Origin of the sequence: Streptomyces sp. NBC_01428 (assembly GCF_036231965.1) — a bacterium.
Classification (GTDB): Bacteria; Actinomycetota; Actinomycetes; order Streptomycetales; family Streptomycetaceae; genus Streptomyces.
In genome coordinates, this window is the sequence record NZ_CP109499.1 from 8,177,509 (window position 1) to 8,202,997 (window position 25,489).

General features: G+C 72.4%; 24 protein-coding genes. 14 read left to right on the plus strand and 10 right to left on the minus strand.

What is annotated here, in order from left to right; translation table 11 throughout:
- Positions 1 to 69: 69 nt before the first annotated feature.
- A complete protein-coding gene (locus tag OG406_RS35650; RefSeq protein WP_329189816.1) occupies positions 70 to 1,059 on the minus strand; it encodes an oxidoreductase in 990 nt (329 codons plus the stop codon).
- A 109-nt stretch (positions 1,060 to 1,168) separates the two neighbouring features.
- Between OG406_RS35650 and OG406_RS35655 the strand changes: the two genes are divergently transcribed.
- Positions 1,169 to 2,128: an AraC family transcriptional regulator gene (locus OG406_RS35655; RefSeq protein ID WP_266610711.1), complete on the plus strand. Its 960-nt coding sequence runs from the start codon at positions 1,169 to 1,171 to the stop codon at positions 2,126 to 2,128.
- Here the strand turns inward: OG406_RS35655 and OG406_RS35660 are convergent.
- Together OG406_RS35660 and OG406_RS35665 are read right to left on the minus strand one after the other, a co-directional pair.
- The gene (locus OG406_RS35660; RefSeq protein WP_164373721.1) at positions 2,118 to 2,405 is read right to left on the minus strand and encodes a DUF1905 domain-containing protein; all 288 of its coding nucleotides are present in this window, start codon (positions 2,403 to 2,405) and stop codon (positions 2,118 to 2,120) included. The two genes, OG406_RS35655 and OG406_RS35660, sit on opposite strands and share 11 nt — an antisense overlap.
- Positions 2,406 to 2,520: 115 nt before the next feature.
- The gene (locus OG406_RS35665) at positions 2,521 to 2,898 is read right to left on the minus strand and encodes a nuclear transport factor 2 family protein (RefSeq protein WP_164373723.1); all 378 of its coding nucleotides are present in this window, start codon (positions 2,896 to 2,898) and stop codon (positions 2,521 to 2,523) included.
- Positions 2,899 to 3,265: 367 nt separating this feature from the next.
- Between OG406_RS35665 and OG406_RS35670 the strand changes: the two genes are divergently transcribed.
- The 4 genes from OG406_RS35670 to OG406_RS35685 all read left to right on the plus strand — a co-directional run bounded on the left by OG406_RS35670 (position 3,266) and on the right by OG406_RS35685 (position 8,656).
- The gene (locus OG406_RS35670) at positions 3,266 to 3,676 is read left to right on the plus strand and encodes a hypothetical protein (RefSeq protein WP_329191083.1); all 411 of its coding nucleotides are present in this window, start codon (positions 3,266 to 3,268) and stop codon (positions 3,674 to 3,676) included.
- Between the two features lie 68 nt (positions 3,677 to 3,744).
- Positions 3,745 to 6,087, plus strand: coding sequence for an ABC transporter ATP-binding protein/permease (locus OG406_RS35675; RefSeq protein WP_326843905.1), 2,343 nt, complete (start codon positions 3,745 to 3,747; stop codon positions 6,085 to 6,087).
- 6 nt (positions 6,088 to 6,093) lie between these two features.
- A complete protein-coding gene (locus OG406_RS39505; protein WP_443067130.1) occupies positions 6,094 to 7,614 on the plus strand; it encodes a hypothetical protein in 1,521 nt (506 codons plus the stop codon).
- 34 nt (positions 7,615 to 7,648) lie between these two features.
- Positions 7,649 to 8,656 carry a serine/threonine-protein kinase gene (locus OG406_RS35685; RefSeq protein WP_266610697.1) on the plus strand — a complete coding sequence of 336 codons (1,008 nt, stop codon included), beginning with the start codon at positions 7,649 to 7,651 and terminating at the stop codon, positions 8,654 to 8,656.
- 92 nt (positions 8,657 to 8,748) lie between these two features.
- On the opposite strand, the gene OG406_RS35690 is transcribed toward OG406_RS35685, so the two are convergent.
- Positions 8,749 to 10,041 (minus strand): streptophobe family protein, encoded by a 1,293-nt coding sequence (locus tag OG406_RS35690; protein WP_164373729.1) that lies wholly within the window; start codon positions 10,039 to 10,041, stop codon positions 8,749 to 8,751.
- A gap of 174 nt (positions 10,042 to 10,215) precedes the next feature.
- On the opposite strand from OG406_RS35690, the gene OG406_RS35695 reads away from it, so the two are divergent.
- Together OG406_RS35695 and OG406_RS35700 are read left to right on the plus strand one after the other, a co-directional pair.
- Entirely contained in the window at positions 10,216 to 11,598 is a 1,383-nt protein-coding gene (locus tag OG406_RS35695) for a DUF6777 domain-containing protein (RefSeq protein ID WP_329189824.1), read from the plus strand.
- Positions 11,599 to 11,723: 125 nt separating this feature from the next.
- Positions 11,724 to 12,221: a helix-turn-helix domain-containing protein gene (locus OG406_RS35700; RefSeq protein ID WP_266610693.1), complete on the plus strand. Its 498-nt coding sequence runs from the start codon at positions 11,724 to 11,726 to the stop codon at positions 12,219 to 12,221.
- A 33-nt stretch (positions 12,222 to 12,254) separates the two neighbouring features.
- Here the strand turns inward: OG406_RS35700 and OG406_RS35705 are convergent, their stop codons facing one another.
- From OG406_RS35705 to OG406_RS35715, 3 genes are all read right to left on the minus strand, one after another.
- Positions 12,255 to 12,857: a ClpP family protease gene (locus OG406_RS35705; protein WP_266610692.1), complete on the minus strand. Its 603-nt coding sequence runs from the start codon at positions 12,855 to 12,857 to the stop codon at positions 12,255 to 12,257.
- A gap of 1 nt (position 12,858) precedes the next feature.
- Positions 12,859 to 13,512, minus strand: a complete 654-nt coding sequence (locus OG406_RS35710) for an ATP-dependent Clp protease proteolytic subunit (RefSeq protein ID WP_266853298.1) — start codon at positions 13,510 to 13,512, stop codon at positions 12,859 to 12,861.
- Between the two features lie 182 nt (positions 13,513 to 13,694).
- Positions 13,695 to 14,918 carry an epoxide hydrolase family protein gene (locus OG406_RS35715; RefSeq protein WP_267051705.1) on the minus strand — a complete coding sequence of 408 codons (1,224 nt, stop codon included), beginning with the start codon at positions 14,916 to 14,918 and terminating at the stop codon, positions 13,695 to 13,697.
- A gap of 218 nt (positions 14,919 to 15,136) precedes the next feature.
- Here OG406_RS35715 and OG406_RS35720 point away from each other — a divergent pair, with 218 nt between their 5' ends.
- Positions 15,137 to 15,619 (plus strand): VOC family protein, encoded by a 483-nt coding sequence (locus tag OG406_RS35720; RefSeq protein ID WP_266610687.1) that lies wholly within the window; start codon positions 15,137 to 15,139, stop codon positions 15,617 to 15,619.
- A gap of 75 nt (positions 15,620 to 15,694) precedes the next feature.
- Here OG406_RS35720 and OG406_RS35725 read toward each other — a convergent pair whose 3' ends face one another.
- A complete protein-coding gene (locus tag OG406_RS35725; protein ID WP_329189832.1) occupies positions 15,695 to 17,482 on the minus strand; it encodes an ABC transporter ATP-binding protein in 1,788 nt (595 codons plus the stop codon).
- 261 nt (positions 17,483 to 17,743) lie between these two features.
- Here OG406_RS35725 and OG406_RS35730 point away from each other — a divergent pair, with 261 nt between their 5' ends.
- From OG406_RS35730 to OG406_RS35740, 3 genes are all read left to right on the plus strand, one after another.
- Positions 17,744 to 18,541 (plus strand): VOC family protein, encoded by a 798-nt coding sequence (locus tag OG406_RS35730; RefSeq protein WP_164375687.1) that lies wholly within the window; start codon positions 17,744 to 17,746, stop codon positions 18,539 to 18,541.
- Positions 18,542 to 18,652: 111 nt separating this feature from the next.
- Positions 18,653 to 19,651, plus strand: a complete 999-nt coding sequence (locus OG406_RS35735) for an ArsR/SmtB family transcription factor (RefSeq protein WP_329189834.1) — start codon at positions 18,653 to 18,655, stop codon at positions 19,649 to 19,651.
- A gap of 39 nt (positions 19,652 to 19,690) precedes the next feature.
- Complete coding sequence (locus OG406_RS35740; RefSeq protein WP_326843908.1) at positions 19,691 to 20,398, plus strand: ribonuclease H family protein; 708 nt, start codon at positions 19,691 to 19,693, stop codon at positions 20,396 to 20,398.
- A gap of 13 nt (positions 20,399 to 20,411) precedes the next feature.
- Here OG406_RS35740 and melC2 read toward each other — a convergent pair whose 3' ends face one another.
- Both melC2 and melC1 read right to left on the minus strand, forming a co-directional pair.
- Positions 20,412 to 21,236 carry a tyrosinase MelC2 gene (melC2, locus tag OG406_RS35745; protein ID WP_326843909.1) on the minus strand — a complete coding sequence of 275 codons (825 nt, stop codon included), beginning with the start codon at positions 21,234 to 21,236 and terminating at the stop codon, positions 20,412 to 20,414.
- 33 nt (positions 21,237 to 21,269) lie between these two features.
- Positions 21,270 to 21,659, minus strand: coding sequence for an apotyrosinase chaperone MelC1 (gene melC1 / locus OG406_RS35750; RefSeq protein ID WP_326843910.1), 390 nt, complete (start codon positions 21,657 to 21,659; stop codon positions 21,270 to 21,272).
- A 337-nt stretch (positions 21,660 to 21,996) separates the two neighbouring features.
- On the opposite strand from melC1, the gene OG406_RS35755 reads away from it, so the two are divergent.
- The 3 genes from OG406_RS35755 (at position 21,997) to OG406_RS35765 (ending at position 25,469) form a co-directional block, all read left to right on the plus strand.
- The gene (locus OG406_RS35755; protein ID WP_329189837.1) at positions 21,997 to 23,199 is read left to right on the plus strand and encodes an FAD-dependent monooxygenase; all 1,203 of its coding nucleotides are present in this window, start codon (positions 21,997 to 21,999) and stop codon (positions 23,197 to 23,199) included.
- A gap of 141 nt (positions 23,200 to 23,340) precedes the next feature.
- A complete protein-coding gene (locus tag OG406_RS35760) occupies positions 23,341 to 24,807 on the plus strand; it encodes an MFS transporter (protein ID WP_266853285.1) in 1,467 nt (488 codons plus the stop codon).
- Positions 24,804 to 25,469 (plus strand): TetR/AcrR family transcriptional regulator, encoded by a 666-nt coding sequence (locus tag OG406_RS35765; RefSeq protein WP_382749633.1) that lies wholly within the window; start codon positions 24,804 to 24,806, stop codon positions 25,467 to 25,469. The genes OG406_RS35760 and OG406_RS35765 overlap by 4 nt, the downstream gene beginning before the upstream one ends.
- The last annotated feature ends 20 nt before the right edge of the window (positions 25,470 to 25,489 follow it).

Here is a 25,489-nt window from a genome sequence, read left to right on the forward strand (position 1 = left end):
GAGCCGGGAGAGGCGGCCGCACGGCCGGCCCGCGGTCCGGCTGGGGCCGGGCCATCCGGCCCTCGGCGTTCAGCGGGCCGTCAAGCGCTCGCTGAGCTCCCAGAGCCGGGCGGCCTGCTCCGGGTCGACGGCGTACGCGAGGACGCCGGCCGGCGCCTTCTCGTCGCGCAGCCAGGCCTCGCGGTCCGCCTCGGGCACGAGCGGGCTGATGTCGCAGTTCTCGCAGTAGACCCCGCCCAGACCCTCCAGTGCGGGACTGGTCGCGCACCACACGGTGGTCGCCGCGCCCTGCGGGACGGTCTTCAGCTGGCGGGCGCTGTCCCGTACGGGCGTGCCGTCCTCCTCGACGGCACCGGCGGCCCGGAGCGCGTCCTCGGAGAGGTGCTTCGCCAGCCCGGTGTCGACGATGGTGCCGGGGTGCACGGCGAAGGCCCGCACGCCGTCCGCCCGGCCGCGCCGGTCCAGCTCGACGGCGAACAGGGCGTTGGCGGACTTCGACCTCCCGTACGCGACGAACGGCTCGTAGGGGGTGTGCTCGAAGTTCGGGTCGTCGAGGTCGACGGGGGAGAAGCGGTGGCCGCGCGAGGACACCACGACCACGCGGGAGCCGCCGGCCGCGCGCAGGGCGGGCCGCACCCGGGACACCAGCTGGAAGTGGCCCAGGTGGTTGGTCGCGAACTGCGCCTCGTACCCCCGCGCGTCCCGGGTCAACGGCGTCGCCATGATCCCGGCGCTCGCCACGAGCAGGTGCAGGGGCCGCCCGGAGGCGAGGAACCCGTCGGCGAAGGCGTCCACCGACACCGGGTCGATCAGGTCCATCGCCGCGACCTCGACCCCGTCGATCCCCTCCAGCGCGGCGGCGGCCCGCGCGGTGTCCCGGGCCGGTACGACGACCTCGGCCCCGGCCGCACGCAGGACGCGGACCGTCTCCAGGCCGATGCCGGAGTAGCCACCGGTGACGATCGCGACCCGGCCGGTCAGATCGACGCCCGCGGCGACCTCCTCCGCGGTGGACGCGGGGCCGAAGCCGGAGTGCAGGGGCTGTTGTGCGGTGGTCATGGGACGTCTCCTCGCATGGGCGTTCTCCGAGCTGTCCCGTCCACCGTAGATCCGCCGATCGGGACGATGAATACTTGAGAGTCCGCAATACTTGCGCGATAGTTCCGTCATGTCTGCCGATCCCCTCTCCGACGCCCTGGCGGTGGCCGACGCCCGCTGTGTCTTCTCCGGTGGCTTCACGGCCGGAGGCGACTGGTCCGTCCGGCTGAGGGGACGGGACAAGCTCAAGATCAACGCGGTCGTCCGGGGCAGCTGTCTGCTGGTCACCGAGGACGACGGAGAGGTCCTGCGGATCGAGGCGGGCGACGTCGTCGTCACCGACGGACGGCGCTCGTACGTCCTGTGCAGCGATCCCGGACTGGAGCCGGTGCGCGCGGCCGACGTGACCGTGGATCCCGGCAGCCGCATGGCGCAGCTCGGTGACGGGGACGACTTCGTGGCCGTCTCCGGCCACATCGACCTGAGCCGGGACAGCGGCGACCTGCTGCGCTCGGCCCTGCCGCCGCTGCTGCGGCTGCGCGCCTCGGCGGCCGAGGCGCCGGTCCTGAGCTGGCTCGTCGGGCAGCTCCTCGCGGAGATGACCGCGCACCGGGCGGGCGCCGACTTCGCCGCGGACCAGCTGGCCCAGCTCGTCCTCGTCCAGGTGTTGCGGGTCTGCCTCGACGGCACGCCCGGCCTGCCGGCGGGCTGGCTGCGCGGGCTGGCCGACGACGGCCTCGCCCCGGCCCTGCGTCTCCTGCACGCCGATCCGGGACGCCCGTGGCAGCTGGAGGAACTCGCCCGGGCGGCGGCGATGTCCCGGACCACGTTCGCCGTCCGCTTCAAGGCGGCCGTCGGGGTACCGCCCCTGACCTACCTGCTGAACTGGCGGATGACTCTCGCCGCACGCGCCCTGCGGGAAGGCGGCACCCCCGTCGGGACGCTCGCGCAGCAGGTCGGCTACACCTCCGAGAGCGCGTTCAGCAACGCCTTCAAACGCACCACCGGCGTCGCCCCCCGGCGGTACCGGGACGCCGCCCGCGCCGGTACCGCAGGTGCGGACACCGTGGTCCCTGCCCCTACGCGGTGAGCCGCTCCTCCAGGCGCACGGTCACGGTGTCGCCCTCCTCCTTCCCGATCGCCTTGCGCACGTCGGCCCTGACCGGCAGCTTGTGGGTGCCGTCGCCGAGCGCCATGAACGAACTGCGGAACGGCGTGCCGTCGATCGTGCCGCCGACCTTGACCAGTCCGCGGGTCCCGAAGAACGCCACGGACTCGGGCCAGACGACATAGGTCCAGCCGCCCTTCTCGGGGCTCTTCCGCAACACCGCCGTGAACTCCGCGTCGACCTTGCTCACCGTGCTCATGGGTCCTCCCGGTCCGATGGTCCTCTCCTCAAGGGACCACCGGACCGGCGAAAACTCATCGCGGGAGGCCGCAGGGTCGCTCTCCGCGCCCGCGGCCACGCCGTCGTGCGGCGGCTCAGGCCGGTACGCGGTCCAGGAAACCGTGCACACTGCGGATCCGGTCCTCCTCGTCCAGGACGACGACGTCGAAGCCGGCGACGGGCGCGGAACCGTCGGCCTCGGCGACCAGCTCCCAGCCGAAGCGCGCCGTGTCGTGGTGCCCGTCGACCGTGCCGAGCAGCCGGAACGCGAATCCGGGGAACTGCTCGTGCGCCGCGGCGATCACGGCCGCGATCTGCTCCCGCCCGCCGACGTCCGCGAGCGGGTCGGTGTAGCGGCCGTCCGCGGTCCAGGCGGCGGCGACCGCCTTGGCCAGCGCCTCGGGCTCGCGGGTGTTCCAGGCCTCCAGGTAGCGGGTGACGGCGGTCTCGTAGCGGTCGGAGTTCGCGGACATGATGAACCAGCCTCCATCGAGGAACGTATGCATGGTCGGGATCCGCTGCCCGGGCCTTCGTGCCGCTCCGGGACGCGTTGCGACCACCCTGGCCGGTGCCGCCGGGGGCGTCGATTACCTCGCGGGTCATGGCCCGCCCGCAGGCCGCCGCACCGGCCGCAGGAGCGCGGTGCCGTTTCGGCCAAGAGCTGCGCTGAATATGCCAAGAGACTGGCTGGAATCACATGGTGACAGAGTGTCAGTAGTGGCGATACTCAAGTAACAGGGCGATTCAGCCACGCCCTCGCACCCTCACGGTGCACTGCACATGAGCCGCACTGAAAGCGAGGCCGGACCGGCGACGAGCGACGCCTATGGGGGAACGATCGTGCACGACGAATTCCTGTGCCACGTCACCGCGTACGGAGTATGCGGAGGTCAGCGCGTCGGTGTACCCCTCGGCACGTATCGCGCCCCCACGCTGGCCCTCGCCCTGTGGTGGATGCGGGACCGGGCGGCCTGGATGGCCGAACGGCTCGACCCGCAGCCCGAGGATCCCACGTTCCCGCCCAACTCGATCGCGCCCGTGGGCGACAGCGTTCCGGACGTCCCCACCATGCTCCGCGCCTGGTGCGGTGACACGTCCCAACAGGAGCTGGTGGCAGAGGAGTTGGCGGCCGGGAAACTCGTCCGCGTCTTCACCAGCGACGACACCACCGAGTACGAACTGCTCGCCGAGTCGGTGGACGCGCTGCGCATGCACCGCACCGCCGCCGCGCTCGGCGTCTCCGCCGCCTGACCCTCCGTGCGGTCCCGCCGGCCCGCACAGAGCAGGCGCACACGGGGGCGAATCGCTAGAATTCAGACATGGCAACGAGGTCCGTCGCGGCGACCGCTCCCGAACTCGTCCTCGAAACCGAGACGGGCTCGACGGTCATGAGCCCGGGCCACGACTACCACGTCGGCCGTGACCCCCTCTGCGACGTCGTGATCGACGACGTCCGCGTCTCGTGGCACCACGCCGTACTGCGCCCCGACTCCGGCCACTGGACGCTGGAGGACGAGAACAGCACGAACGGCACGTACGCCGACGGCCGGCGCATCCACGAATGGGGCGTCGGGCCCGGCAGCGTGATCCGTTTCGGCAGTCCCGCCGACGGTCCGCGGGCCGTCCTCGTGGGCCGCCCGCCGCCCGTGGAGGAACGCCCCTCCGTCGTGTCCGCACCCGCTGCCACCGGCACCTTCCGGCAGCCCACGACCGTGCGCCCGCTGCCGTCCCGCACCGTCCGGATCGGCCGCGGCGGCGACAACGACCTCGTCGTCGACGACCTCATCGTCTCCCGGAACCACGCCGAACTGCTGGCCCGCCCCGACGGCACGTACGAGATCGTCGACCTCGGCAGCCACAACGGCACGTTCCTCAACGGACAGCCCGTCGCCCGCGCTCCGGTCACTCCGGGTGACATCGTGGGTATAGGTCACTCCGCCTTCTGTCTCGTCGGCGACGAACTCCAGGAGTACGTCGACAGCGGCGAAGTCTCCCTCGACGTGCAGGACCTCACCGTCGAGGTCGACCGGGGCCGCAAGACGCTTCTCGACGATGTGTCGTTTCCCGTCGGCGAGAAATGCCTCCTTGCGGTCGTCGGCCCGAGCGGTGCGGGCAAGTCGACCCTCCTGAACGCGCTGACCGGACAGCGGCCCGCCGACCACGGCACCGTCCTCTACGACGGGCGCGACCTCTACCGCGACTACGCCGAACTGCGCCAGCGCATCGGCCTCGTCCCGCAGGACGACATCCTGCACGCCCAGCTCACCGTCCGCCGGGCTCTCGGGTACGCCGCCGAACTGCGCTTCCCGCAGGACACCGCGAAGGCCGAACGCCGCGCACGGGTCGACGAGGTGATCGGCGAACTGGGCCTGGAACAACGCGCCGACCAGCCCATCCACAGCCTGTCCGGCGGCCAGCGCAAGCGGGTCAGCGTCGCCCTGGAACTGCTGACGAAGCCGTCCCTGCTCTTCCTCGACGAGCCCACCTCCGGCCTCGACCCCGGCATGGACCGCTCGGTGATGCACATGCTGCGCGGGCTCGCGGACGACGGCCGCACGGTCATCGTCGTCACCCACAGCGTGCTCAGCCTCGACGTCTGCGACCGTCTCCTGGTGCTCGCGCCCGGCGGCAAGGTCGCCTACTACGGGCCGCCGGACGACACCCTCGCCTTCTTCGGCTACCGGCAGTGGCCCGAGGCCTTCGAGGCCTTCGAGCGCGACACGGACCGGGACTGGGCGACGGAGTACCGTGACTCGCCGTTCCACCGCCAGTACATCGACAACTCCAGCTCACAGCCGCGCCGCGCGGAGGACACCGGTGGCGCCGTGGTCGGGCCGCCGCCCAAGGCCCAGAGCTGGGGCTCCCAACTGCGCACCCTGGTCCGCCGTTACGCCGCGGCGCTCGGCGCCGACCGCACGTTCCTCGCCATCATGATCGCGCTTCCCTTCGTGATGGGCGCGATGGCCCGAGCCCTGGCCGGCGGCAAGCTGACGCAGGAGACGGCGATGAACGCGCTGCTCATCCTGTGCGTCGGCGGAGTCCTGACCGGCGCGGCCAACGCGGTCCGCGAACTGGTCAAGGAACGCGTCATCTACCAGCGGGAACGGGCCGTCGGCCTGTCCAGATCGGCGTACCTGATGTCCAAGGTCGTCGTGCTCGGCACCATCACCGTGCTCCAGGCCGTCGTGCTCACGCTCGTCGCCCTGTTCGGCGTCGACCTCAACGCGCCCGGTGGTGAAGGGGTCCTGATGCCCCCGCTCGTGGAGATCACCCTGGCGGTGGCCCTGCTCGCCTTCACCGCGATGATGCTGGGCCTCCTCGTCTCCGCCCTGGTGCGCAAGGAGGAGGTGACGATGCCGCTGCTGGTGCTGCTCGCCATCGTCCAGGTGGTGTTCTGCGGGGCGCTCCTGAAGCTGCACGGCGTCCCCGGCATCGAGCAGTTGGCCTGGCTGGTGCCCTCGCGATGGGCCCTGGGCGCGATGGCGGGGACCATCGGCCTCTCCCGGATCGTCCCCGGCGAGCTGACCGGCGACCCCCTGTTCAAGCACTCGACGGGCGTCTGGCTGCTCAACATGGGCATGCTCGTCGTGCTCTCCGTCCTCTTCGGCTACCTGGTGGCCCGACTGCTGCGGCGGCACGAACCCGCCGTCATGCGGAAGTAGGCGCCGATGACGAGCCCCGCCTTCCGCCCCACGCATGTCGTGCCGCAGGACGGGCTGCCCGCCTGGGAGACACCGGACCCCTCCCGGCCCACCGTCGCGCTCGACGCCCTGCTCCCCGTCCAGCTCGTCGACCGGCTCGGCGACTGGGGGCGGGTGGTCTGCGCCAACGGGTGGTCCGCCTGGGTCGACGGACGGTTGCTCATCGGCGTACCCCAGGTGCCGCCCGACGCGAGCGGGCCGCCGGCGCGGACCGCCGATCCGCGCCCGCTGCTGGCGCGGATGGAGGAAGCGCTCACGGAGTACCGCAGGGCCGCCGAGGAACTGGCCGCCGGACAGACCGACGGGGAGGCCTTCCGCGCCCGGACGCAGGGGCGGCGGATCGGTGTCGTCGTCGACGGAGAGTCGATGTGGCTGTACGACGGCGCACACGAGCGGTGGGTGTACTGCGACGGGGCACGGCTCAGCACGTTCGCTGCCGAGCGCACCCCGACCACGTCCCCGCCGATCCCACCCGAGCCGGCCCCCGAGCCCCGGCCGGCGAATCCGGGCCGGGGCGACCCGCCGAGCACCGGGCCGCGAGCCGGCCATCGGACACCCGGCGGCGAACGGGACCAGGGACGGGACGCCGACCCCGAACGGGCCGCTGCCGCCCGACGTGAGCCGGACCGGAACCAGAGCCGGGAGCCCGAGGCCACGCGGCTCGTGGGCGAGGAGCCTGAGCCGACGCGGCTCGTGGGCCATGAGCCTGAGCCCGCGCCGGACGGGCACCGGGACCGCGAGCAAGGCCGGGAGCCCGAGTCGACGCGGCTCGTGGGGCAGGAAGCTGAGCCCGCGCCGGACGGGCACCGGGACGGCGAGCCGGACCGGAACCAGGACCGGGAGCCCGAGGCCACGCGGCTCGTGGGCCAGGAGCCTGAGCCCACGTCGGGCGAGCACCGGGACCGCGAGCCGGACCGGGAGCCCGAGCCGACGCGGCTCGTGGGCCGGGGACCCGGGGCCGACCGCAGTCAAGACCGAGAGCCGGAGGCCACGCGGCTCGTGGGCGAGGAGCCTGAGCCCGCGCCGGACGGGCACCGGGACGGCGAGCCGGACCGGAACCAGGACCGGGAGCCCGAGGCCACGCGGCTCGTGGGCCAGGAGCCTGAGCCCACGTCGGGCGAGCACCGGGACCGCGAGCCGGACCGGGAGCCCGAGCCGACGCGGCTCGTGGGCCGGGACGAGCTGGATCAGGGGCAAGACCGGGAGCCGGAGGCCACGCGGCTCGTGGGGCAGGAAGCTGAGCCCGCGCCGGATGAGTACCGGGGCCCGGACCCTGCGCCCACGCGGCGCGCGGACCGGGGCGGGGAGCCCGAGCGCGCGCGGGGCGATGACCACGGTGCCGGCCGCGTACGTACCGCGGACCAGGAGCGTGAGCGGCGGATCCGGGAGCGTGAGGAGGAGGAGACCAGAGCCGTGCCGGATGCGGCGCCCGGCGGGCACGAACCCACCCGCGTGGTCACCTTCGACGACGACGGCGGCCGGCCCTGATGGCCGGCGGACGGCGCGCGGGCGGTGACGGCTGATGGACGACGAGGGGTCCCGCCGCGAGACCAGCCCGTTCGCGGGAAGGCCGTCCGACCTGATCGGGCGGCGGATCGCGGACTACCGCATCGAGCGGGAGATCGGCCGAGGCGGGATGGCCGTCGTGTACCAGGCCAAGGACCTGCGCCTGGACCGCACGGTCGCCCTCAAGCTCCTCGCCCCCGAACTCGCCCGCAACGACACCTTCCGCGGCCGGTTCACCCACGAGTCGCGCGTGGCCGCGGCGATCGACCATCCGCACATCGTGCCGGTCTTCGAGGCGGGCGAGACCGACGGCGTCCTCTACATCGCCATGCGCTACGTCGCCGGCCGCGACCTGCGTCATCTCCTCGACCGCGAGGGGCCGTTGTCCGTGACGGTGGCCGCCCGGATCGGGCTCCAGGTGGCCTCGGCGCTCGACGCGGCACACGACCACGGACTCGTCCACCGGGACGTGAAACCCGGCAACATCCTGGTCGCGCAGGGCACCGACAGCGACCACCCGGAGCACGTCTACCTCACGGACTTCGGGCTGACGAAGAAGTCGTTGTCGCTGACCGGGTTCACGAGCGTGGGGCAGTTCGTCGGCACCCTCGACTACGTGGCGCCGGAACAGATCTCCGGCAAGCCCGTCGACGGACGCTGCGACGTGTACAGCCTCGGGTGCGTCGTCTACGAGACGATGGCCGGCCGCCCGCCGTTCCAGCGCGACGACGACATGGCGCTGCTGTGGGCCCACCAGTACGACGAGCCGCCGGCCCTGACCACGAAGCGGCCCGACATCCCGGTCGGCGTCGACGCCGTCCTCGCGAAGGCGCTGGCCAAGAGCCCCGACGACCGCTACGACTCCTGTCTCACCTTCGTGAGCGCGCTGCGGATCGCCGCTCACGGCGGGCCGACCGGTGACGATGCGAGGCCGCGTGCCCACGCCGGGGCTCCCTCCACGGGCGGCCCACCCGGGCCGCCTCCGGAACCGCCGGAGTGGGCGAGGCCGGTGTTCCGCTCCTGACCCATCCGCCGGCAACCGTCGGCCGGCAACCGGCCGTCGCCCAAGGCCCGCCACCCGTCCGGCGGTATGGAACCTGCGCATCCGCGACGGTGTCAGCGGGGTGCGACCTCACCCCTGCGGCGGACCCGCTTGGCCAGGAGCGCGCCGAGGAGACCGGCGACGAGCCCCCACAGCACGGCGAACCCGAGGGCGCCCCACACCTGCGGCTTGAGGAAGATCTCCCCGTTCAGACCGCCGCCGATGTCACCGAGACCGAGGATCGACAGGCCGTAATGCGCCGAGAGCCGCCCGACGAGACAGATCATGAGGACGGTGAGCGCCAGCGCGACCGCCATGTGCACCGCGTGCTGCCAGGCCCGCATCCGGGCCGGTGAGCGGGCCGCCATCAGGAACGCCGCGCCGAGCAGCAGCACCGCGTCGACCACGACCAGCCACCAGACGCGGCCGTCGTGCTCGGCCAGGCTGTGCAGGTTGAGCGTCGAGACGTCCGGGGTGCGCAGCACCTCGTCGAGCAACCGCGGCATCGGCAGGCCGAACGGTCCGTCCACGCGCCCGTTCCAGGTGGCGCCCAGCCCGATGGTGAACGCGAGCCAGACGAGGTTCGGCAGTCCGAGGAGCAGCACGGCGAAGGTCTCGGACACATGCCCGCGCGTCGCCGCGACCACCAAGCCGACGACCACGCCGATACCGACGCAGGTGAGCAGCAGGACCACCATGGCGTACGCGGCCGGGCGCACGGACTCCTGGAAACGCAGCAGGCGGGCGGGCAGCGGAGCGCCGCGCGAGACGAGGAGGGCGATCACGAACACGCCCACCAGCCACAGCAGCCCGAACCCGATGGTCGGGCCCGTCTCCGCCTCGAAGCCGACCTTCGGTGTCGCGCCGAACAGGTCGCCGATCGCCCCGATGGTGCCGTCGCCGAGGGACACGGTGAAGTCCTGGCGGGCCGCGAGGGCGAGACCCACCAGGGCGAGTACCCACAGAAGGGCGATCCGTCCGGCCCAACCGGCCAGTTCCGTCGTCCCGGCGACGGCGCGGTGCCGCAGCGGCCGCAGGAACCCCGCCGCGAGGACGAGTGCTCCGACCAGGGTCACCGACAGCGGAATCACCGTCAGGCCGGCCTTGGTGTCGGCGATCGCCCCGGCGTCCCCGGTGAACGTGATCGTGCCACCGACCGCGGTCACGACCGTCGCGGCGATCACCCGCGGATAGGCGTTGTCGGGAAGGTCGGTGGCGCCGGAGGCCCACAGGCCGAGCGCGGCGACCACCCCCATGGCGATCACACCCGCCAGCACGGCCACGAGCGCCTGCAGCCATCCGTGTCGGGCGGCCGGACGCGCGGCTCTGCGGTCGACTGGCTGGTCGGACGGCGTCTGGTGGCTCACGGTGCCACGCTAAGCAGCGGTGGCGCGCTCCGCCCCTCGGGAGGGCCGACCGCGTCGGCTTGCGGGCGCCGCGGGACCGGAGCACACAATGGGTTCGTCGTGGAACAAGCAGGTGCACAACGGCACATATCAGCTGGGTGTCGTGGCGCCCCCTCCACCCGGGAAGAGGAGCTCGTGAGCGTCGAACCGCCGTCCTCCGGCCGCCCCACCGGTCCTCCCTCGGGGCCGCTGTCGGGCCCCTCGCAGCCAGGTCCCTCCGAGCCGACCCCCACGCAGCCCAGCGACACCCCGCCGTCCGGCCCGCCCAGCGGCGCCTCCGGATCCGGCGGTGGAGCGGGCGGTCCGGGATCGGGCGGGCACGGACCGGGCGACTCGGGAGCCGGCGGTGCGAGCGGTCCGTCCGGACCGGGCGACGGCACTCCCGGGCCGGACGGCAGCGGCAAGGGCGGCGGACCCGACCGGCCCTGGTGGAAGTCGGCACCGCGCATCGCGCTCATCACCGGGGTCGTCGCGGCGGCGGTGATCCTCGGCATCGTCTTCACCGGCAGTGACGGCGGCAGCGGCGGCGGGGGAACGGGCAAGACCCAGAACGCCGGCAGCGAGGTCTTCCTCCAGGCCGCCGACAAGACGGGGCCCGACCCGTTCACCGAGTCGACCGCGCAGGACAGTTCCACCGAACCGCAGACACCGACCGCCTCGGGCTCTTCGGAACCCGCGAACGTGACCCGCGCGGTGAGCGGCTCCGCGCCCGGCCTCTACGGCGGTACCCGGAACGTCGCCAGTTGCGACGTGGAGAAGCAGATCAGCGCCCTCGACGCGGACCCGGCGAAGAACAAGGCGTTCGCCTCCGTGGAGGGCATCCAGCCGTCCGCGGTCCCCGCCTATCTGCGCTCCCTGACGCCCGTACAGCTGCGCATGGACACCCGCGTCACCAACCACGGCTACCGGGCCGGCGCCCCCACCGCCTACCAGGCCGTCCTCCAGGCCGGGACGGCCGTCCTGGTGGACGCGCACGGGGTGCCCCGGGTGCGCTGCGCCTGCGGCAACCCGCTGCTCGCGCCCGTTCCGCAGAAGGGCACGCCGAAGCCGACCGGTGACAGCTGGCCGGGCTACCGGCCGCAGAACGTCGTGGTCGTCGCGCCCTCGAAGACGGTCATCGACGTGTTCGTCATCTTCGACCCCGACAGCAACGAGTGGATCGCCCGGCACAAGGGCGCCGACACCCACCGCGACGAGAAGACCCGCCCGCCGGAGAGTCCCTCGCCGTCGGTGAGCGAGTCGACGTCCGCGTCCCCGTGCGGCCCGGGGGACTCGTGCCCGCCGTCGTCCGCCTCACCGGGCAGTTCGTCACCCTCGACGCCCTCGTCGTCCCCGTCCTCCGAGGCGCCGAAGACCCCGTCCAGCGAGCCCCCGTCCACGGCGACGCAGTCCGCACCGGCCTCCGGCTCGGCCTCCGACGACCTGACCACCCACTCCTCGTCGGCCTCCTCCGGCCTCTCGTCGTCCACCACGACAGGCGGGGCGCCGAGGGCATCGGGCGGCTTCCCGGAGCTGTGAGAGGTGGCCCGCCCCGGCGCCCGGAGCGGCTCGCCGGGTACCGAAAGGCCCGACGGAGCACCGGATTCACCGAGAGCGCAACGCCTAGCCCTTCCCCTGCGGGCCGGCACTCCTAGGCTGGAGGGGTGAGCGACCACGTGCCGAACGAAGCCCGCGTCATCCCGCTGCGTCCGGCTGCGGCCAGGACCCCGAACGGCGCCGGAGCCACGGGGCCTTCCCGGACCCCGGCCACGGCCGACGCCCCGGTCAGGACACCCCGGGAGCCCTGGCCGCTCCACGCGCCGCGGCCCGTCCCGTCGGGGCCGCCGGCCAAGGAGCCGCTCTGGCGCGACCTCGTCGGCGACGTCCTGCGCCGCGAGCGACTGGCGCAGGAGCGCACGCTCAAGGACGTGGCCGACGCGGCCCGTATCTCCATGCCCTATCTCTCGGAGCTGGAGCGCGGCCGCAAGGAGGCGTCCTCCGAGGTCCTCGCGGCCGCGGCGCGCGCCCTCGGCCTCGGCCTCACCGATCTGCTGTCGCTGGCCCAGCGGGAGTTGACCCGCCTCCCGGCTCCCGGGGCCGTGTCCGGCCGGGGCCGCTCCGCCCCGACCTCCCGACACGACGGCATGTGCATCGCCGCCTGACGTCCGGGGCCCGGGCCCCGGGGCGTCCCGGGGTCAGACCAGGGCGAGCCGGCGGCTCAGCACCTCGTCCGCGAGCCCGTACTCCACCGCCTCGAACGCGGTGAAGAACTTGTCGCGGTCCATGTCCGCCCGCAGTGTGGCGGGGTCGTGGTGCGTGTGGCGCGCCAGGACCTCCTCGACCTGCGAGCGGATCCGGAGCATCTCCTTGGCCTGGAGACTGAGGTCGGACACCGTGCCCTGGCGCCCGCCGCTCGCCGGCTGACCGAGCAGGACGCGCGCGTGCTCCAGCACGAACCGCCGTCCGGGATCGCCCCCGGCCAGCAGCACCGCGGCCGTCGAGGCGGCCTGCCCGACACAGAACGTGGAGATCGGCGCCTGCACGAACGTCATCGTGTCGTAGATCGCCATGAGCGAAGTGAACGATCCACCCGGCGAGTTGATGTAGATGGCGATCTCGCTCTCCGGGCTCGCCGACTCCAGATGGAGGAGTTGCGCGATGACGACGTTGGCGACCCCGTCGTCGATCTCCGTGCCGAGAAAGATGATCCGCTCGGACAGCAGCCGGCTGAACACGTCGTACGACCGCTCGCCCTGCGGGGTCCGCTCGACGACGTTCGGAATCGTGTACGTCCCCATGTCAGAGCCCCATCCGTCGTCGCGACGCGGCCGGGCGGACGTCCTCGAGGGACTCCACCACCCGGTCCACCATGCCGTACTCCCTGGCCTGTTCGGCCGTGAACCAGCGGTCGCGGTCGCCGTCCCGCGAGATCGTCTCCTCGCTCTGGCCGGTGTGCTCCGCGGTGATCCGCTCGATCGCCTGCTTCGTGAACTCCAGGTTCTGCGCCTGGATCTCGATGTCGGCGGTGGTGCCGCCGATGCCCGCGGAGGGCTGGTGCATCATGATCCGCGCGTTCGGCAGCGCGAACCGCTTGCCGTGCGTCCCCACGCTGAGCAGGAACTGCCCCATGCTTGCCGCGAATCCCATGACGAGGGTCGAGACGTCGTTCGGGATGAGCCGCATGGTGTCGTAGATGGCGAGCCCCGCTGTCACCGAACCACCCGGGCTGTTGATGTACAGGGCGATGTCGGTGCGGGCGTCCTCCGCGGACAGCAGGAGCAGCTGGGCGCAGACCCGGTTCGCGGAGACCTCGTCGACCTGGGTGCCGAGGAAGACGATCCGCTGACCCAACAACTGCGCGGCCAGATGGTCGTCGAAGCGGGTGGCGGGGGTGTCGCCCTCCTCGGCCCGCGGGGCGAGGGCCGGGGACCGGCCGGTGACGAGTGGCGTCATGGTTCCTCCTGGTCGTGCTGGTCGTGACGCGACGCGCTTCGCCGCTCACTCCACTCTTGACCCGCCCGCGCCCCCGGAGCCCGTTTCTCGGCCCACGGCAGATTCGCCGAGGGCAGAGCCGCACGGCACGGCCCACGCGTCAGCCGGTCAGGGCCCCGTCCGGGCGGCCGGGCACCCGCCGATCAGGAGGTCGCGCGCAGCGCGCGGAAGAACGCCCGGACGTCCGCGACGAGGAGGTCCGGCTCCTCCATCGCGGCGAAGTGGCCGCCCCGGTCGAACTCGGTCCAGCGGACGATCCGGTCCGTCCGCTCGGCGACATGCCGCAGCGGGACGAAGTTCTCCTCGGGGAAGACGGCGAGGGCGGTCGGTGCGACCGACGGCTCGGGCGGCCTGCCCCAGTAGTCCGCGTGGGCCCGCTCGTAGTAGATCCGCGCGGACGAACCGGCCGTGCCGGTCAGCCAGTACAGCATCACGTCGGTGAGCAGCAGGTCCCGGTCCACTGCGTCCTCCGGGCGGTCGCCCGAGTCCGTCCACTGCCGGAACTTCTCGGCGATCCAGGCGAGTTGGCCGACCGGCGAGTCGGTGAGGGCGTAGGCGAGCGTCTGGGGCCGGGTCGCCTGGATCGCCGCGTAGCCGCCCTCCTCGCGGTTCCAGTCCTGGCCCCGACGCCAGGACGCGCGTGTGCGCTCGCGTTCCTCGGGGCTGAGCGCGGCGAGTTCCCCGGGGGTCGGTTCCGTCGTGGCGGACGAGCCGGGCAGCAGGTTGAGGTGGACGCCGATCAGCCGATCGGGGTGGGCCCGCCCCAGCTCGCGTGAGACGGCCCCGCCCCAGTCGCCGCCCTGCGCGCCGTAGCGCCGGTAGCCCAGGCGTTCCATGAGGGTGGCGAAGGCGGCGGCGACCCGGGTGAACTCCCAGCCGGTGTCGCGGGTCGGCCCGGAGAGCCCGAATCCGGGGATGCTCGGCAGCACCAGGTGGAAGGCGTCGGCCGGATCGCCGCCGTGTGCGCGGGGATCGGTCAACGGCCCGACGATGTCCGTGAATTCGACGATCGATCCGGGCCAGCCGTGCGTGATGATCAAGGGTGTCGCGTCGGCCTCCGGTGACCGGATGTGCGCGAAGTGCAGGCGGGCCCCGTCGATCTCGGTGGTGAACTGGGGCCATGCGTTGAGACGGGCCTCGGCCGCCCGCCAGTCGTAGTCGTGCCGCCAGTACCGGACGAGTTCCCGGAGATAGTCCCGGGGAACTCCGTAGGCCCAGCCGACCCCGGGGAGTTCGTCGGGCCAGCGGGTGCGGTCGAGGCGCTGGTGCAGGTCGTCCAGGTCGCTCTGCGGGATGTCGAGGCGGAAGGGACGGAGCGCGGGGAGCGCGGGGAGGCCGGGGTCGCCGGGGGTGTCGGTGAGGTTCATGTCCGCGGATGCTAACGCCGGCCGAGACCCGTCCGGCAAGAGGTTTTCCCACGTCGGGCTCCGATGGCGCACCGCCTGCGGCCGTGACGGGCGGTGGCGGCCGGTGGGCGAGGCGCCCGTTCGTGTCCCGGGTGAACGCGTGGCCGCGCGGCAGATGAGTTTTCGGACGCGGACCGGTCGACAGTGGTGACGACGTTTTCCCGCCCGAGGAGGTACGCATGCCCGCCGACGGTTTCACCACGAGTCTGTGGTTCGACGGCCAGGCCGAGGAGGCCGCCCATTACTACGTCTCGGTGTTCAAGAACTCCGAACTCGGCAGGATCGGCCGCTACACCGAGGCGGGGCCCGGTCCCGCTGGGTCCGTGCTGGCCGCCGAGTTCGTGGCCAACGGCCAGAAGTTCGTCGCGATCAACGGCGGACCCCAGTTCACGTTCGACGAGGCGATCTCCTTCCAGATCCACTGCGCCGACCAGGAGGAGGTCGACCACTACTGGAACAGGTTCGTCGGCGACGGCGGCGAGGCGGGCCCCTGCGGCTGGGTCAAGGACAAGTACGGCCTGTCCTGGCAGGTCGTCCCCGCCCGGCTCATCGACCTCATCGCCGACCCGGACCCGCAGAAGGCCACCCGCACGACCCGGGCGATGCTCCAGATGTCCAAGCTCGACCTCGCGGCCCTGGAGAAGGCCTACGCGGGGGAGTAGCCGCGGCCCGGGAACCCCGGCAGCCGCCGCGTCGGCCCGGACCGGGGGCGCCGGCGGACGGCGCCCCCGCGCGGGTCAGGCGAGTTGTCCCGAGTGCAGCGCCGTGTACGCGCCACCCCGTCGGATCAGCTCCTCGTGCGAACCGATCTCCCGGATCGCCCCGTCGTCCATGACCACGATGCGGTCGGCGCCCTGGACGGTGGACAGGCGGTGCGCCACGACGAACGTGGTGCGGCCCCGCAGCAGCCGCGCCAGCGCCTGCTGGACGAGCGCCTCGGAACGGGTGTCGAGCGCGGAGGTCGCCTCGTTCAGGATGAGGACCCGGGGATCGCGGATCAGCGCCCGCGCGATGGCCAGCCGCTGCCGCTGGCCCCCGGACAGCCGGGCCCCGTGCTCGCCCACCAGGGTGTCGAGGCCCTGCGGCAGCCGGTCCACGAACTCCAGCGCGTTGGCGTCGCGCAGAGCCGTGCGCACCGCGTCGTCACCGGCGTCGTCCATGCCGTAGGCGACGTTCTCGCGGACCGTCCCGTCGAAGAGGATCGACTCCTGCGGCACGACCGACACGAACCGCCGGTAGGTGCGCAGGTCCAGGCCGGCCATGTCGGTGCCGTCGAGCAGCAGCCGGCCCGAGGTGGGACGGATGAACCCGATGGCCAGGTTGAGCACCGTGGACTTGCCCGCGCCCGAGGCGCCCACCAGCGCGACGGTCTCCCCGGGAGCGACCCTGAGGGTGAAGTCCCGTACGGCGGGCCGCCCTTCCTCGTGCTCGCGTCCCGGACCCTCCGCATAGGTGTGGCCCACCCCCTCGAACGCCACCTCACCGCGCACCGAGCCGACCTCCGACTTGCCCTCGTTGTCCTCCAGTTCGGGCGCCTGGAGCACCTCGCCGACCGAACGCACCGACTCCAGGCCCTTGGTGATGACCGGCGCGAGCCCCGCGAGGGTCGTCGTGGACGTGGTGAGCGTGGTCAGGAAGGCGCTGAGCATCACCACGTCGCCGGGCGTCACACTCCCGTACCCGTAGTACGACACCAGCGCCGCGCCCGTCAGGAAGAGGACCCCGACAGCGTTCAGGAACACCCAGGCCAGGGACGCGAACCGGCCGTTGAGCAGGTCGAGGCGCAGCCCGGAACTGAGCACCTGGCGCAGCGTGCCGTCCACCCGGCGCAGCGCCTTCCCCTCCAGACCGTGGGCCCGGGTGACCGGTATCAGCCGGGTCATCTCCGTCACGCGCGACGACAGATGCTCGACCTCGTGCCGGAAGTGCTCGTTCTGGGTGCGCAGCCGCGTCCGCAGCCGGGCCACGAGCAGGGCGGCGACCGGCACCACGCACAGGAAGACCGGCACGAACTCCGGTGTGCGCACGGCGATCACGACGAGCCCGCCCGTGAGGACGGTGAGCGCGCCGAGCCCCGTCTCGGCGGTCTGCTGCACCATCTGCTCCACGGTCTCCACGTCGCGGATCACCTTGGCCTGCAGGACGCCCGCGCTGACCCGCGAGTGGTAGCCGATGGACAACTGCTGCATCCGGGTGCACAGCGCCGAGCGCAGGTCCGTTCCCATGCGGCGCACGCTGCCGTAGAGCAGCCGTACGTACAGCAGGTGCATCGGGATGTTGACCAGGAGGATGAACAGGATGCCCCCGGCGCTCGCCCAGATCCGGGTGACCGGCTCGTGCTGCACGACGGTGTCGATGATGGTCGCGGTGATCAGCGGCAGCAGCCACAGCGGGCTGTGCTTGACGGTGAAGACGAGGAACGCCGCCGCGAGCCGGCCACGGTCGGCGCGGAACAGATAGGCGAGGGTGCGGATCGGATGCTCGTCCCGGTAACGGTGGTCGAGCGGTTTCTCGGACGACGCCATCGGCGGTGGTCCCCTCCAGTGGCCGAGTAGGGAGCAAGCGCTCTCTCCCCAGGCCGGCCGGCGGGTACACCCGCGTCCGGGACCCGGCTCCGGCGCGGACCGCCCGGGCCGGGTGCCGCCGCCGCACACCGGCGGCGCCGCGCCGCGCCCGCCCGCCCGGCCGAAGGGCGTGGCGGCACCCGTCGCTCGGCGCGCGACCCGCGCGAAGCCTGGCTAGCGTGAACAACGGAACCGTTCACCGAACCGGAGAAGGTACTGGTCATGGCCGTACAGCCTGAAGGAACGCCCTGTTGGGCGGACGCGATGTTCAGCGATGTCGAGGGGGCCAAGAGTTTCTACGGTGATGTGCTCGGCTGGACGTTCGGCGAGGCGTCCTCGGAGTACGGCAACTACACGCAGGCCTTCTCCGACGGCAAGGCGGTGGCCGCCGTCGTGCCGCCGATGCCCGGGCAGGAGGGCCAGTCCGCCTGGTGCCTGTACCTCGCCTCCCCGGACGCGGCCGCGACCGCCGAGAAGATCAAGGCCAACGGCGGCGAGGTGCTCATGGAGCCGATGCAGGTCGGCGACTTCGGCACCATGACGCTGGCCCGCGACCCCAGCGGTGCGGTCTTCGGCGTCTGGCAGGGGGGCGTCCACGAGGGCTTCGAGAAGATCGGCGAGCCGGGCGCGTACGCCTGGGCCGAGGTCTTCACCCGCGACCCCGGCAAGTCCGACCCGTTCTTCCCCGCCGTCTTCCCCTTCGCCGCCCAGCAGGTGGAGGACGACAACGTCGACTTCCGCGTCTTCAGCCTGGAGGGCAACCCCGTCCTCGGACGGATGAAGATGACGGACGACTTCCCGCCCGAGGTGCCGCCGTACGTCAACGTGTACTTCGGCGTCGACGACTGCGACGAGGCGGTGGCCCGGGCGACCGCGCGCGGCGGTGTCCTGCGGTTCGGTCCCATGGACAGTCCCTTCGGCCGGTTCGCGGCGATCAGCGACCCGCAGGGCGCGTCGTTCTCCGTGATCGACATGTCCACGACCCAGGGTGAGATGCCCGGGATGACGGACGTGTCCTGACGCTTTCGTCCGCGTGGGCAACCACACGCATGCGGTAATCGTCCCTCCTTGTGACCGTGCCGCCTCCGGGCGGCCGGACCCCCCACCAGGACGGCGAGCGAAAGAGTCCGCATGCTGCGCATCCACTTCACCTCACAGGACCTGCAGAACGTACGCGTCGCCCGGCAGCCCGATCCCTTGTGGGAACTGGTCTGCAGCGTCTGCCGACTGGAGACCGGAGAAGGACCGCTGGACTTCGGGCACTGGCGGCGCGCGGCCCGCGACCGCCTCGCCACGGACGCGCTCGCGGGCCGCGCGCTGCGTCCCTTACGGGCCCTGATCCCGTCGGCCGGATACATCCCGGACTTCCTCACCCCGCCGGTCACCGGCGGGGGACTGCAGGCCGGCCTCGACGCGTTGCACGGAACCCCGCGCCACCGGCTGACCCGCGACCTGACCCGGCTCGCCGACTCCCGCCCGCTGCCGTCCTGGACGACCTCGCTCGGCCGTCCCGGCGGTGACACCCGCACGTCTCTGACAGCGGCGCTCTCCGCCTACTTCCGGACCCTCCTCCAGCCGTACTGGACGCACATCCGCACCGCCGTCGGCAACGATGTCGACGCGCGTTCCCGGACCGTCCTGGACGGCGGCACACAGGCACTCCTGGAGGGACTCCGCCCGATGGCCCACTGGCGGGCCCCGGTCCTCGAAGTGGACTATCCCACCGAGCGCGACCTGTACCTGGAGGGACGCGGACTGCTCCTCGTCCCCTCGTTCTTCTGCTGGCGCCGCCCGACCGCGCTGGCCGACCCCGGCCTCGATCCCGTGCTGGTCTACCCGGTGGAGAAGGTGCCGCTGACCATGGCGCGGAACGCGGAGGGCGGTGTCGAACGCCTGCTGGGCCGCACCCGGACCGCCGTCCTCACCGAGGTCGCCTTCGGCGGGTCCCGCACCACCTCCGACGTCGCCCAGGCCATCGGCATCGCGATGCCCAGCGTCAGCTACCAGATCGGTGTCCTGCGCGACGGAGGGCTCGTGGCCAGCCACCGCGACGGGAAGTACGTGCTGCACGCGGCCACGCCGCTCGGCCTGCGCCTGCTGGCCGGCGCTGGCCACCCGGCGCTGCCTTGAGCCCGCTGCCCGTGCGCGGGGGCACCGCCCGGGCGTGGCATGATCGGGGCCATGCCTGAACGTGTTGTGGCCGCCTGTGACGGGGCCTCGAAGGGAAACCCGGGCCCTGCCGCATGGGCCTGGGTCGTCGCCGACGGGGACGAGACCCCGACCCGCTGGGAGGCGGGCCCGCTCGGCACGGCCACCAACAACGTCGCCGAACTGACGGCGTTGGAACGCCTGTTGACGGCGGTCGCGCCCGATGTCCCGCTGGAGATCCGGATGGACTCCCAGTACGCGATGAAGGCGGTCACGACCTGGCTGCCCGGCTGGAAGCGCAAGGGCTGGAAGACGGCGGCCGGCAAGCCCGTCGCCAACCAGGAACTCGTCGCCCGCATCGACGAACTGCTCACCGGCCGCAGCGTGGAGTTCCGCTACGTCCCCGCCCACCAGGTCGACGGCGACCGGCTGAACGACTTCGCCGACCGTGCCGCCAGCCAGGCCGCCGTCGTGCAGCAGCCCGCGGGAAGCGACCTCGGCTCCGCGGAGCCGCCGGCGTCGCCCGACACCCCCGTCTCCTCCGCGCCGGCCCGCCGTCGGCCCGCCGCCAAGACGCCCCGGCAGGGCGCGTCGGCCCGCACCCTCAAGGCGAAGTTCCCCGGCCGCTGCCTCTGCGGGCGTTCCTACGCCGCGGGCGAGACCATCGCGAAGAACGACCAGGGCTGGGGCCACCCGGAGTGCCGCGCCGAGGCGGCCGGCAACGCCTGACGGCGGCCCGGCGTCAGTCCGTGTCGAACGTGTAGAACGCCGTGTGGTCCAGCAGGTCCGAGGGCCGCACGTCGTTCCACGGCTTCATCGTCTCGTTCAGGTCGACGACGTTCGGCGTGCCCGCGACCGGTACGTACCCGGAGTCCGGGTGCAGGCGCTGCCACCGCGCCCACAGTTTGTCGATGTAGGCGTGGTGGAGCCAGAACACCGGGTCGTTCGGGGAGACGCCGGTGCCCATCTGCCCGCCCACCCAGACGTGCACCCGGTTGTGCAGATTGACGCCCCGCCACCCCTCCAGGTGGTTGCGGAAACCGTCCGAGGCACTGTTCCAGGGCGCCATGTCGTACGTCGCCATCGACAGCACCGACTCGACCTCGGCGCGGGTGGGCAGCTCACGCACCCCGGTCCCCAGCGACCTGCGCAGATAGGTCCGGGTGTCCACGCGTACGGAGACCGGCCAGTTGCCCGCCGCGGCGGCGAACGGGCCGTCCATCACCCGGCCGTCGAGGCTGCGCCCGGTGCCCCCGAGGAAGTCGGGCGCCCACAGTGAGGAGCGCGTGGTGCGGTCGGCGGTCCAGTCCCAGTACGGCAGCGCCACCGAGGCGTCCACGGACTGCAGGGCCCGCTCGAACTCCAGCAGGAATCTGCGGTGCCAGGGCAGGAACGACGGTGAACGGTGGCCGGTGCGCTCGCCGTTGTCGGTGTCGCCGAGGATGAAGGCGTTGTGCGTCGTGACGAAGGCGTCGTACCGGCCACTGCGTTTGAGCTGGACCAGCGCGTCGACGAGACGCCGCTTCTCGTCCGTGGTCAGGCTCGCCTGGTTCTTTCGTACGGTCATGTGCGGAACTCCACGATCTGCTTGCTGGGTGGTTCAGTTGGCGGCGAAGGGCACGAGCGGTGCCCCCTGCAGCTCGACGACGGCGGCGCGGGCTGCGGCATGCGGGGTCGGCACGGGGTCGTAGTGACTGACGACGCTGATCCAGCTGCCGTCGGCGTTGCTCATCACGTGCAGTTCCACGCCGTCGATGAACACGGCGTATCCGCCGCCGTGGTGGTGGCCGCCCCCGGTGACCGGACGGCCTTCTATCCGGCGCCCCCGGAAGACCTCGTCGAAGACCTCGGGTCCGCCGTGGTGGTGCTCGTCGGCCGTCGTCCTCGTGGGGGACGCGGACGCCGGCGAGGCGGTGAGGGCCTGGGCCCCGGCGGCCGTGGCGAGGGCGGCGGCCGCCCCGAGGGCGCGGCGGCGGGTGAGTTCCGGCATGCGGACTCCTCCTGGAATGGGCTGAGTTGCTGACCCGGTATGCCTATCGGATCGTCAAACAGCGGGAGAAATCGCCGAATGTCGGTTGGCTGCGATCCGGACATTCATGTACATGTCGTGCAAGATTGAACGAAGATGATCTTGCTGTCGCGGGAGCTCGCGACGCGGCGTCGACGCAAATCCTGCGGCGGACCGGCCCGTTGTCGGTGATCTTGCTGTCGCGGGCGGCGCCGAGTGGCGGCGATCACCCCCGTGAACTGGCGTGAACTCCCGGTGCGCCGAGCCCTGCTACTCTTCGTGATCAATTGACCGCTTTGTGCAACATAGGGGAGTGCGCGTGAAGATCGCGTGCGTCGGTGGCGGACCCGCAAGCCTGTACTTCTCGATCCTGATGAAGCTCCAGGATCCGTCCCATGACATCACCGTCCATGAGCGGAACCCGGCCGGATCCACGTACGGCTGGGGCGTGACCTACTGGGCGGGCCTGCTCGACAAACTGCGCGAGGGCGACCCCGTGTCCGCCCTCGCCGTCCGCGAGAACTCGGTCTGCTGGAACGACGGAGTCGCCCACGTCGGCGACCGGACGACCGTGCACCCCGGCGACGAGGGATTCGGCATCGGCCGCCGCCGGATGCTCGACCTGCTCGCCGAGCGAGCCCGATCGCTCGGCGTGCGCGTCGAGTACGAACGGGAGATCACCCCCGACGAGCTGCCCGACGCCGACCTCGTCGTCGCCGGGGACGGCGTCAACAGTGCCCTGCGCGAGCGCCATGCCGATCACTTCGGCACGGAGACCGCCGTCGGGAGCAACTACTACGTCTGGCTCGGCACCACCCGGGTCTTCGACTCCTTCACCTTCTCCTTCGTGGAGACGGACCACGGCTGGGTGTGGTGCTACGCCTACCGGTTCGGCGACGACCACAGCACGCTCGTCGTCGAATGCTCCTCGGAGACCTGGACCGGCCTCGGGCTCGACGCGGCGAGCGAGGCCGACGGTCTCGCCCTCCTGGAGAAACTCTTCGCCGACCTGCTCGACGGGCACGGACTGATCGGCCGGGCGCAGCCGGACGGCGCCGCCCAGTGGCTCACCTTCCGGACCCTGACGAACCGCACCTGGCACCGCGGCAACCTCGTCCTGCTCGGCGACGCCGCGCACACCACCCACTACTCCATCGGCGCGGGCACCACCCTCGCCCTGGAGGACGCCATCGCGCTGGCCCGCGCGCTGAAGGGGCACGCGGACCTGGAGACCGCCCTCGACGCCTACGGGCGTGAGCGCAGGGCGGAACTCCTGCCGGTGCAGAGCGCCGCCCGGCACAGCGCCCAGTGGTACGAGAACCTGCCGCGCTACATCCGTCTGCCACCGGCCCAGATGTTCGCGCTGCTCGGCCAGCGGCACTCGCCGCTGCTGCCTTACATCCCTCCGCAGCTGTACTACCGGATCGACCGCGCGGCCGGACGGCTGGAGGCGCTGCGCCGCTTCAAGCGCTGGCTCGGGCCCAAGGTGGCGCGGAGCGTGCAGGCCCGCTCGCACCGATAGGGCGGCGCGGGGGCCGGCGCGGCGGCCGAGGAGGAGGGCCGTCCCGGCAGGGACGGCCCTCCTTTCGCTGTGTAAGGGACGGCACGGCTTGGGGTGAATGACAATTCACCGGTAAGGTGAATTGTCATTCACCCCTTTTTCATGCCTACTCCTGGAGTGTTCATGGCGGCTCTGCGCGAGCGGCTCGCGATTCCCGTCCTCGCGTTCGGCGGGATCCTGATGGCCGTCATGCAGACGGTGGTCGTCCCGCTGCTGCCCGACCTTCCCCGGCTCACCGGCGCCTCCGCGGGCGCGGTCTCCTGGATGGTCACCGCGACCCTCCTCTCCGGAGCGGTACTGACCCCCGTCCTCGGCCGCGCCGGTGACATGTACGGCAAGCGGCGCGTCCTGCTGATGGCCCTCGGGCTGATGACGGTCGGCTCGCTGATGTGCGCGCTCACCTCGGACATCGGCATCCTGATCGTGGCGCGGGCGCTCCAGGGCGCGGCGGCGGCCGTCGTACCCCTGTCGATCAGCATCCTGCGGGACGAACTGCCGCCCGAGCGCACCGGTTCCGCCGTCGCCCTGATGAGCTCCACGGTCGGCATCGGCGCGGCACTCGGTCTCCCGCTCGCCGCCCTCATCGTCCAGTACGCGAACTGGCACGTGATGTTCTGGGCCACGACCGCCCTCGGCGTCGTCGGACTCACGCTCGCCTGGTGGGCGGTGCGCGAGTCCCCGGTGCGCGAGCCCGGCCGTTTCGACACCCTGGGCGCGATGGGTCTGGCCGCCGGTCTGGTGTGCCTGCTCCTCGCCGTGTCGCAGGGCGGCACCTGGGGCTGGACCAGTCCGAGCATCCTCGGACTGTTCGCCGCCTGTGCCGTGATCCTCACCGTGTGGGTGCGGCAGCAGCTGCGGGCCGTGAGCCCCCTCGTCGACCTGAGGCTGGCCGCCCGTCCGCGCGTCGCCCTGCCCCACATCGCCGCCCTGCTCACCGGGTTCGCCTTCTACGGCAACTCCCTGGTCACGGCCCAGCTCGTGCAGGCACCCGAGGCCACCGGCTACGGACTGGGGCTGTCCATCGTGGCGACCGGCCTGTGCCTGCTGCCCGGCGGAGTGACCATGCTCTTCCTGTCGCCCGTCTCGGCACGCATCTCGGCGGCCCGCGGCCCACGCGTCACGCTGGCCCTCGGCACCGCGATCATCGCCTCCGGCTACGCGATACGCATCCTGGACAGCCGCGACCTGTGGATGATCATCATCGGAGCCACGGTCTGCGCGATCGGCACCACGTTCGCGTACTCCGCCCTGCCGACCCTCATCCTGCGCGCCGTTCCGGCGGGCCAGACCGCGTCCGCCAACGGCGTCAACGTCCTGATGCGCACGATCGGGCAGGCGGTGTGCAGCGCCGCGGTGGCCGCCGTACTGGTCCACCACACGAGCCTCGTCGCCGGTGCCCCGATACCGACGCTGCACGGCTATCTGCTGGCCTTCGTCATGGCGGGTACGGTCGCACTGGTGGCCTGCGCGGCCGCCCTGTCGATCCCCACCGACCCCGCCTCGCGCGTGACCCCGCGTACCGGCAGCCGTACCGGCGCGTCCCGCGACGAGGCCCTCGAAGGAGCCTGAGCACCGTGACCACGCCCCCCACCGGTCTCACCGCGCCCGCGACCGTCCCGGGCGGCCCCGGCGACCAGCCGGCCGCCGGGACGCCGGCCGGGGACGCGGTCGCCGCCCCCGCGGCGCCCCGCCGTGACGCCGAGGCCAGCAGGGCGGCCATCCTGCGCGCGGCCCGGTATCTGCTCGCCCGGCACGCCCACGCGGACATCACGCTCAAGGCGGTCGCCGACCGGGCCGGGGTGAGCGCGCCGCTGATCCTGAAGTACTTCGGCAACAAGGACGCGCTGTTCGCCCGCGTGATGTCCTTCGAGTCCGACGCCGACGCCCTGCTCGACGCCCCCCTGGAGGAGCTGGGCCGGCACATGGTCCGCCACCTCCTCGAAGGCCAGACGCAACGGGGCGCCGACCCCGTCCTGCGGATCGTCTTCGCCCCGCTCCAGGGGGAGCAGGGCGACATACTGCGCGCCAACTTCCGTACCCAGGTCAGTGAGCGTCTCGCGGAGCGGCTGAGCGGACCGGGCGCCGGCCTGCGCGCCGAACTCGCCGTGAGCACCCTGCTCGGCCTCGGCGTGATGTACGGCATCGCGCGCGGCACCCATCTGCGGGCCACCTCCGTCGACGCCATCGTCGACCGGTACGCGCCGGCGGTGCAGGCCCAGCTCGCCCCCTGAGGGACCGGGCCCGGGCGGCG

Bases quoted from the DNA above. Each gene is read 5' to 3' on its own strand.
- OG406_RS35730 (WP_164375687.1), top strand. From the start codon at position 17,744: ATGGCCGTACAGCCTGAAGGAACGCCCTGTTGGGCGGACGCGATGTTC.
- OG406_RS35715 (WP_267051705.1), bottom strand. From the start codon at position 14,918: ATGAACCTCACCGACACCCCCGGCGACCCCGGCCTCCCCGCGCTCCCC.
- OG406_RS35720 (WP_266610687.1), top strand. From the start codon at position 15,137: ATGCCCGCCGACGGTTTCACCACGAGTCTGTGGTTCGACGGCCAGGCC.
- OG406_RS35675 (WP_326843905.1), top strand. From the start codon at position 3,745: ATGGCAACGAGGTCCGTCGCGGCGACCGCTCCCGAACTCGTCCTCGAA.
- OG406_RS35660 (WP_164373721.1), bottom strand. From the start codon at position 2,405: ATGAGCACGGTGAGCAAGGTCGACGCGGAGTTCACGGCGGTGTTGCGG.
- OG406_RS35705 (WP_266610692.1), bottom strand. From the start codon at position 12,857: ATGGGGACGTACACGATTCCGAACGTCGTCGAGCGGACCCCGCAGGGC.
- OG406_RS35665 (WP_164373723.1), bottom strand. From the start codon at position 2,898: ATGTCCGCGAACTCCGACCGCTACGAGACCGCCGTCACCCGCTACCTG.
- OG406_RS35685 (WP_266610697.1), top strand. From the start codon at position 7,649: ATGGACGACGAGGGGTCCCGCCGCGAGACCAGCCCGTTCGCGGGAAGG.
- OG406_RS35740 (WP_326843908.1), top strand. From the start codon at position 19,691: ATGATCGGGGCCATGCCTGAACGTGTTGTGGCCGCCTGTGACGGGGCC.
- OG406_RS35760 (WP_266853285.1), top strand. From the start codon at position 23,341: ATGCCTACTCCTGGAGTGTTCATGGCGGCTCTGCGCGAGCGGCTCGCG.
- OG406_RS39505 (WP_443067130.1), top strand. From the start codon at position 6,094: ATGACGAGCCCCGCCTTCCGCCCCACGCATGTCGTGCCGCAGGACGGG.
- OG406_RS35725 (WP_329189832.1), bottom strand. From the start codon at position 17,482: ATGGCGTCGTCCGAGAAACCGCTCGACCACCGTTACCGGGACGAGCAT.
- OG406_RS35655 (WP_266610711.1), top strand. From the start codon at position 1,169: ATGTCTGCCGATCCCCTCTCCGACGCCCTGGCGGTGGCCGACGCCCGC.
- melC1 (WP_326843910.1), bottom strand. From the start codon at position 21,659: ATGCCGGAACTCACCCGCCGCCGCGCCCTCGGGGCGGCCGCCGCCCTC.
- OG406_RS35650 (WP_329189816.1), bottom strand. From the start codon at position 1,059: ATGACCACCGCACAACAGCCCCTGCACTCCGGCTTCGGCCCCGCGTCC.
- melC2 (WP_326843909.1), bottom strand. From the start codon at position 21,236: ATGACCGTACGAAAGAACCAGGCGAGCCTGACCACGGACGAGAAGCGG.
- OG406_RS35710 (WP_266853298.1), bottom strand. From the start codon at position 13,512: ATGACGCCACTCGTCACCGGCCGGTCCCCGGCCCTCGCCCCGCGGGCC.
- OG406_RS35735 (WP_329189834.1), top strand. From the start codon at position 18,653: ATGCTGCGCATCCACTTCACCTCACAGGACCTGCAGAACGTACGCGTC.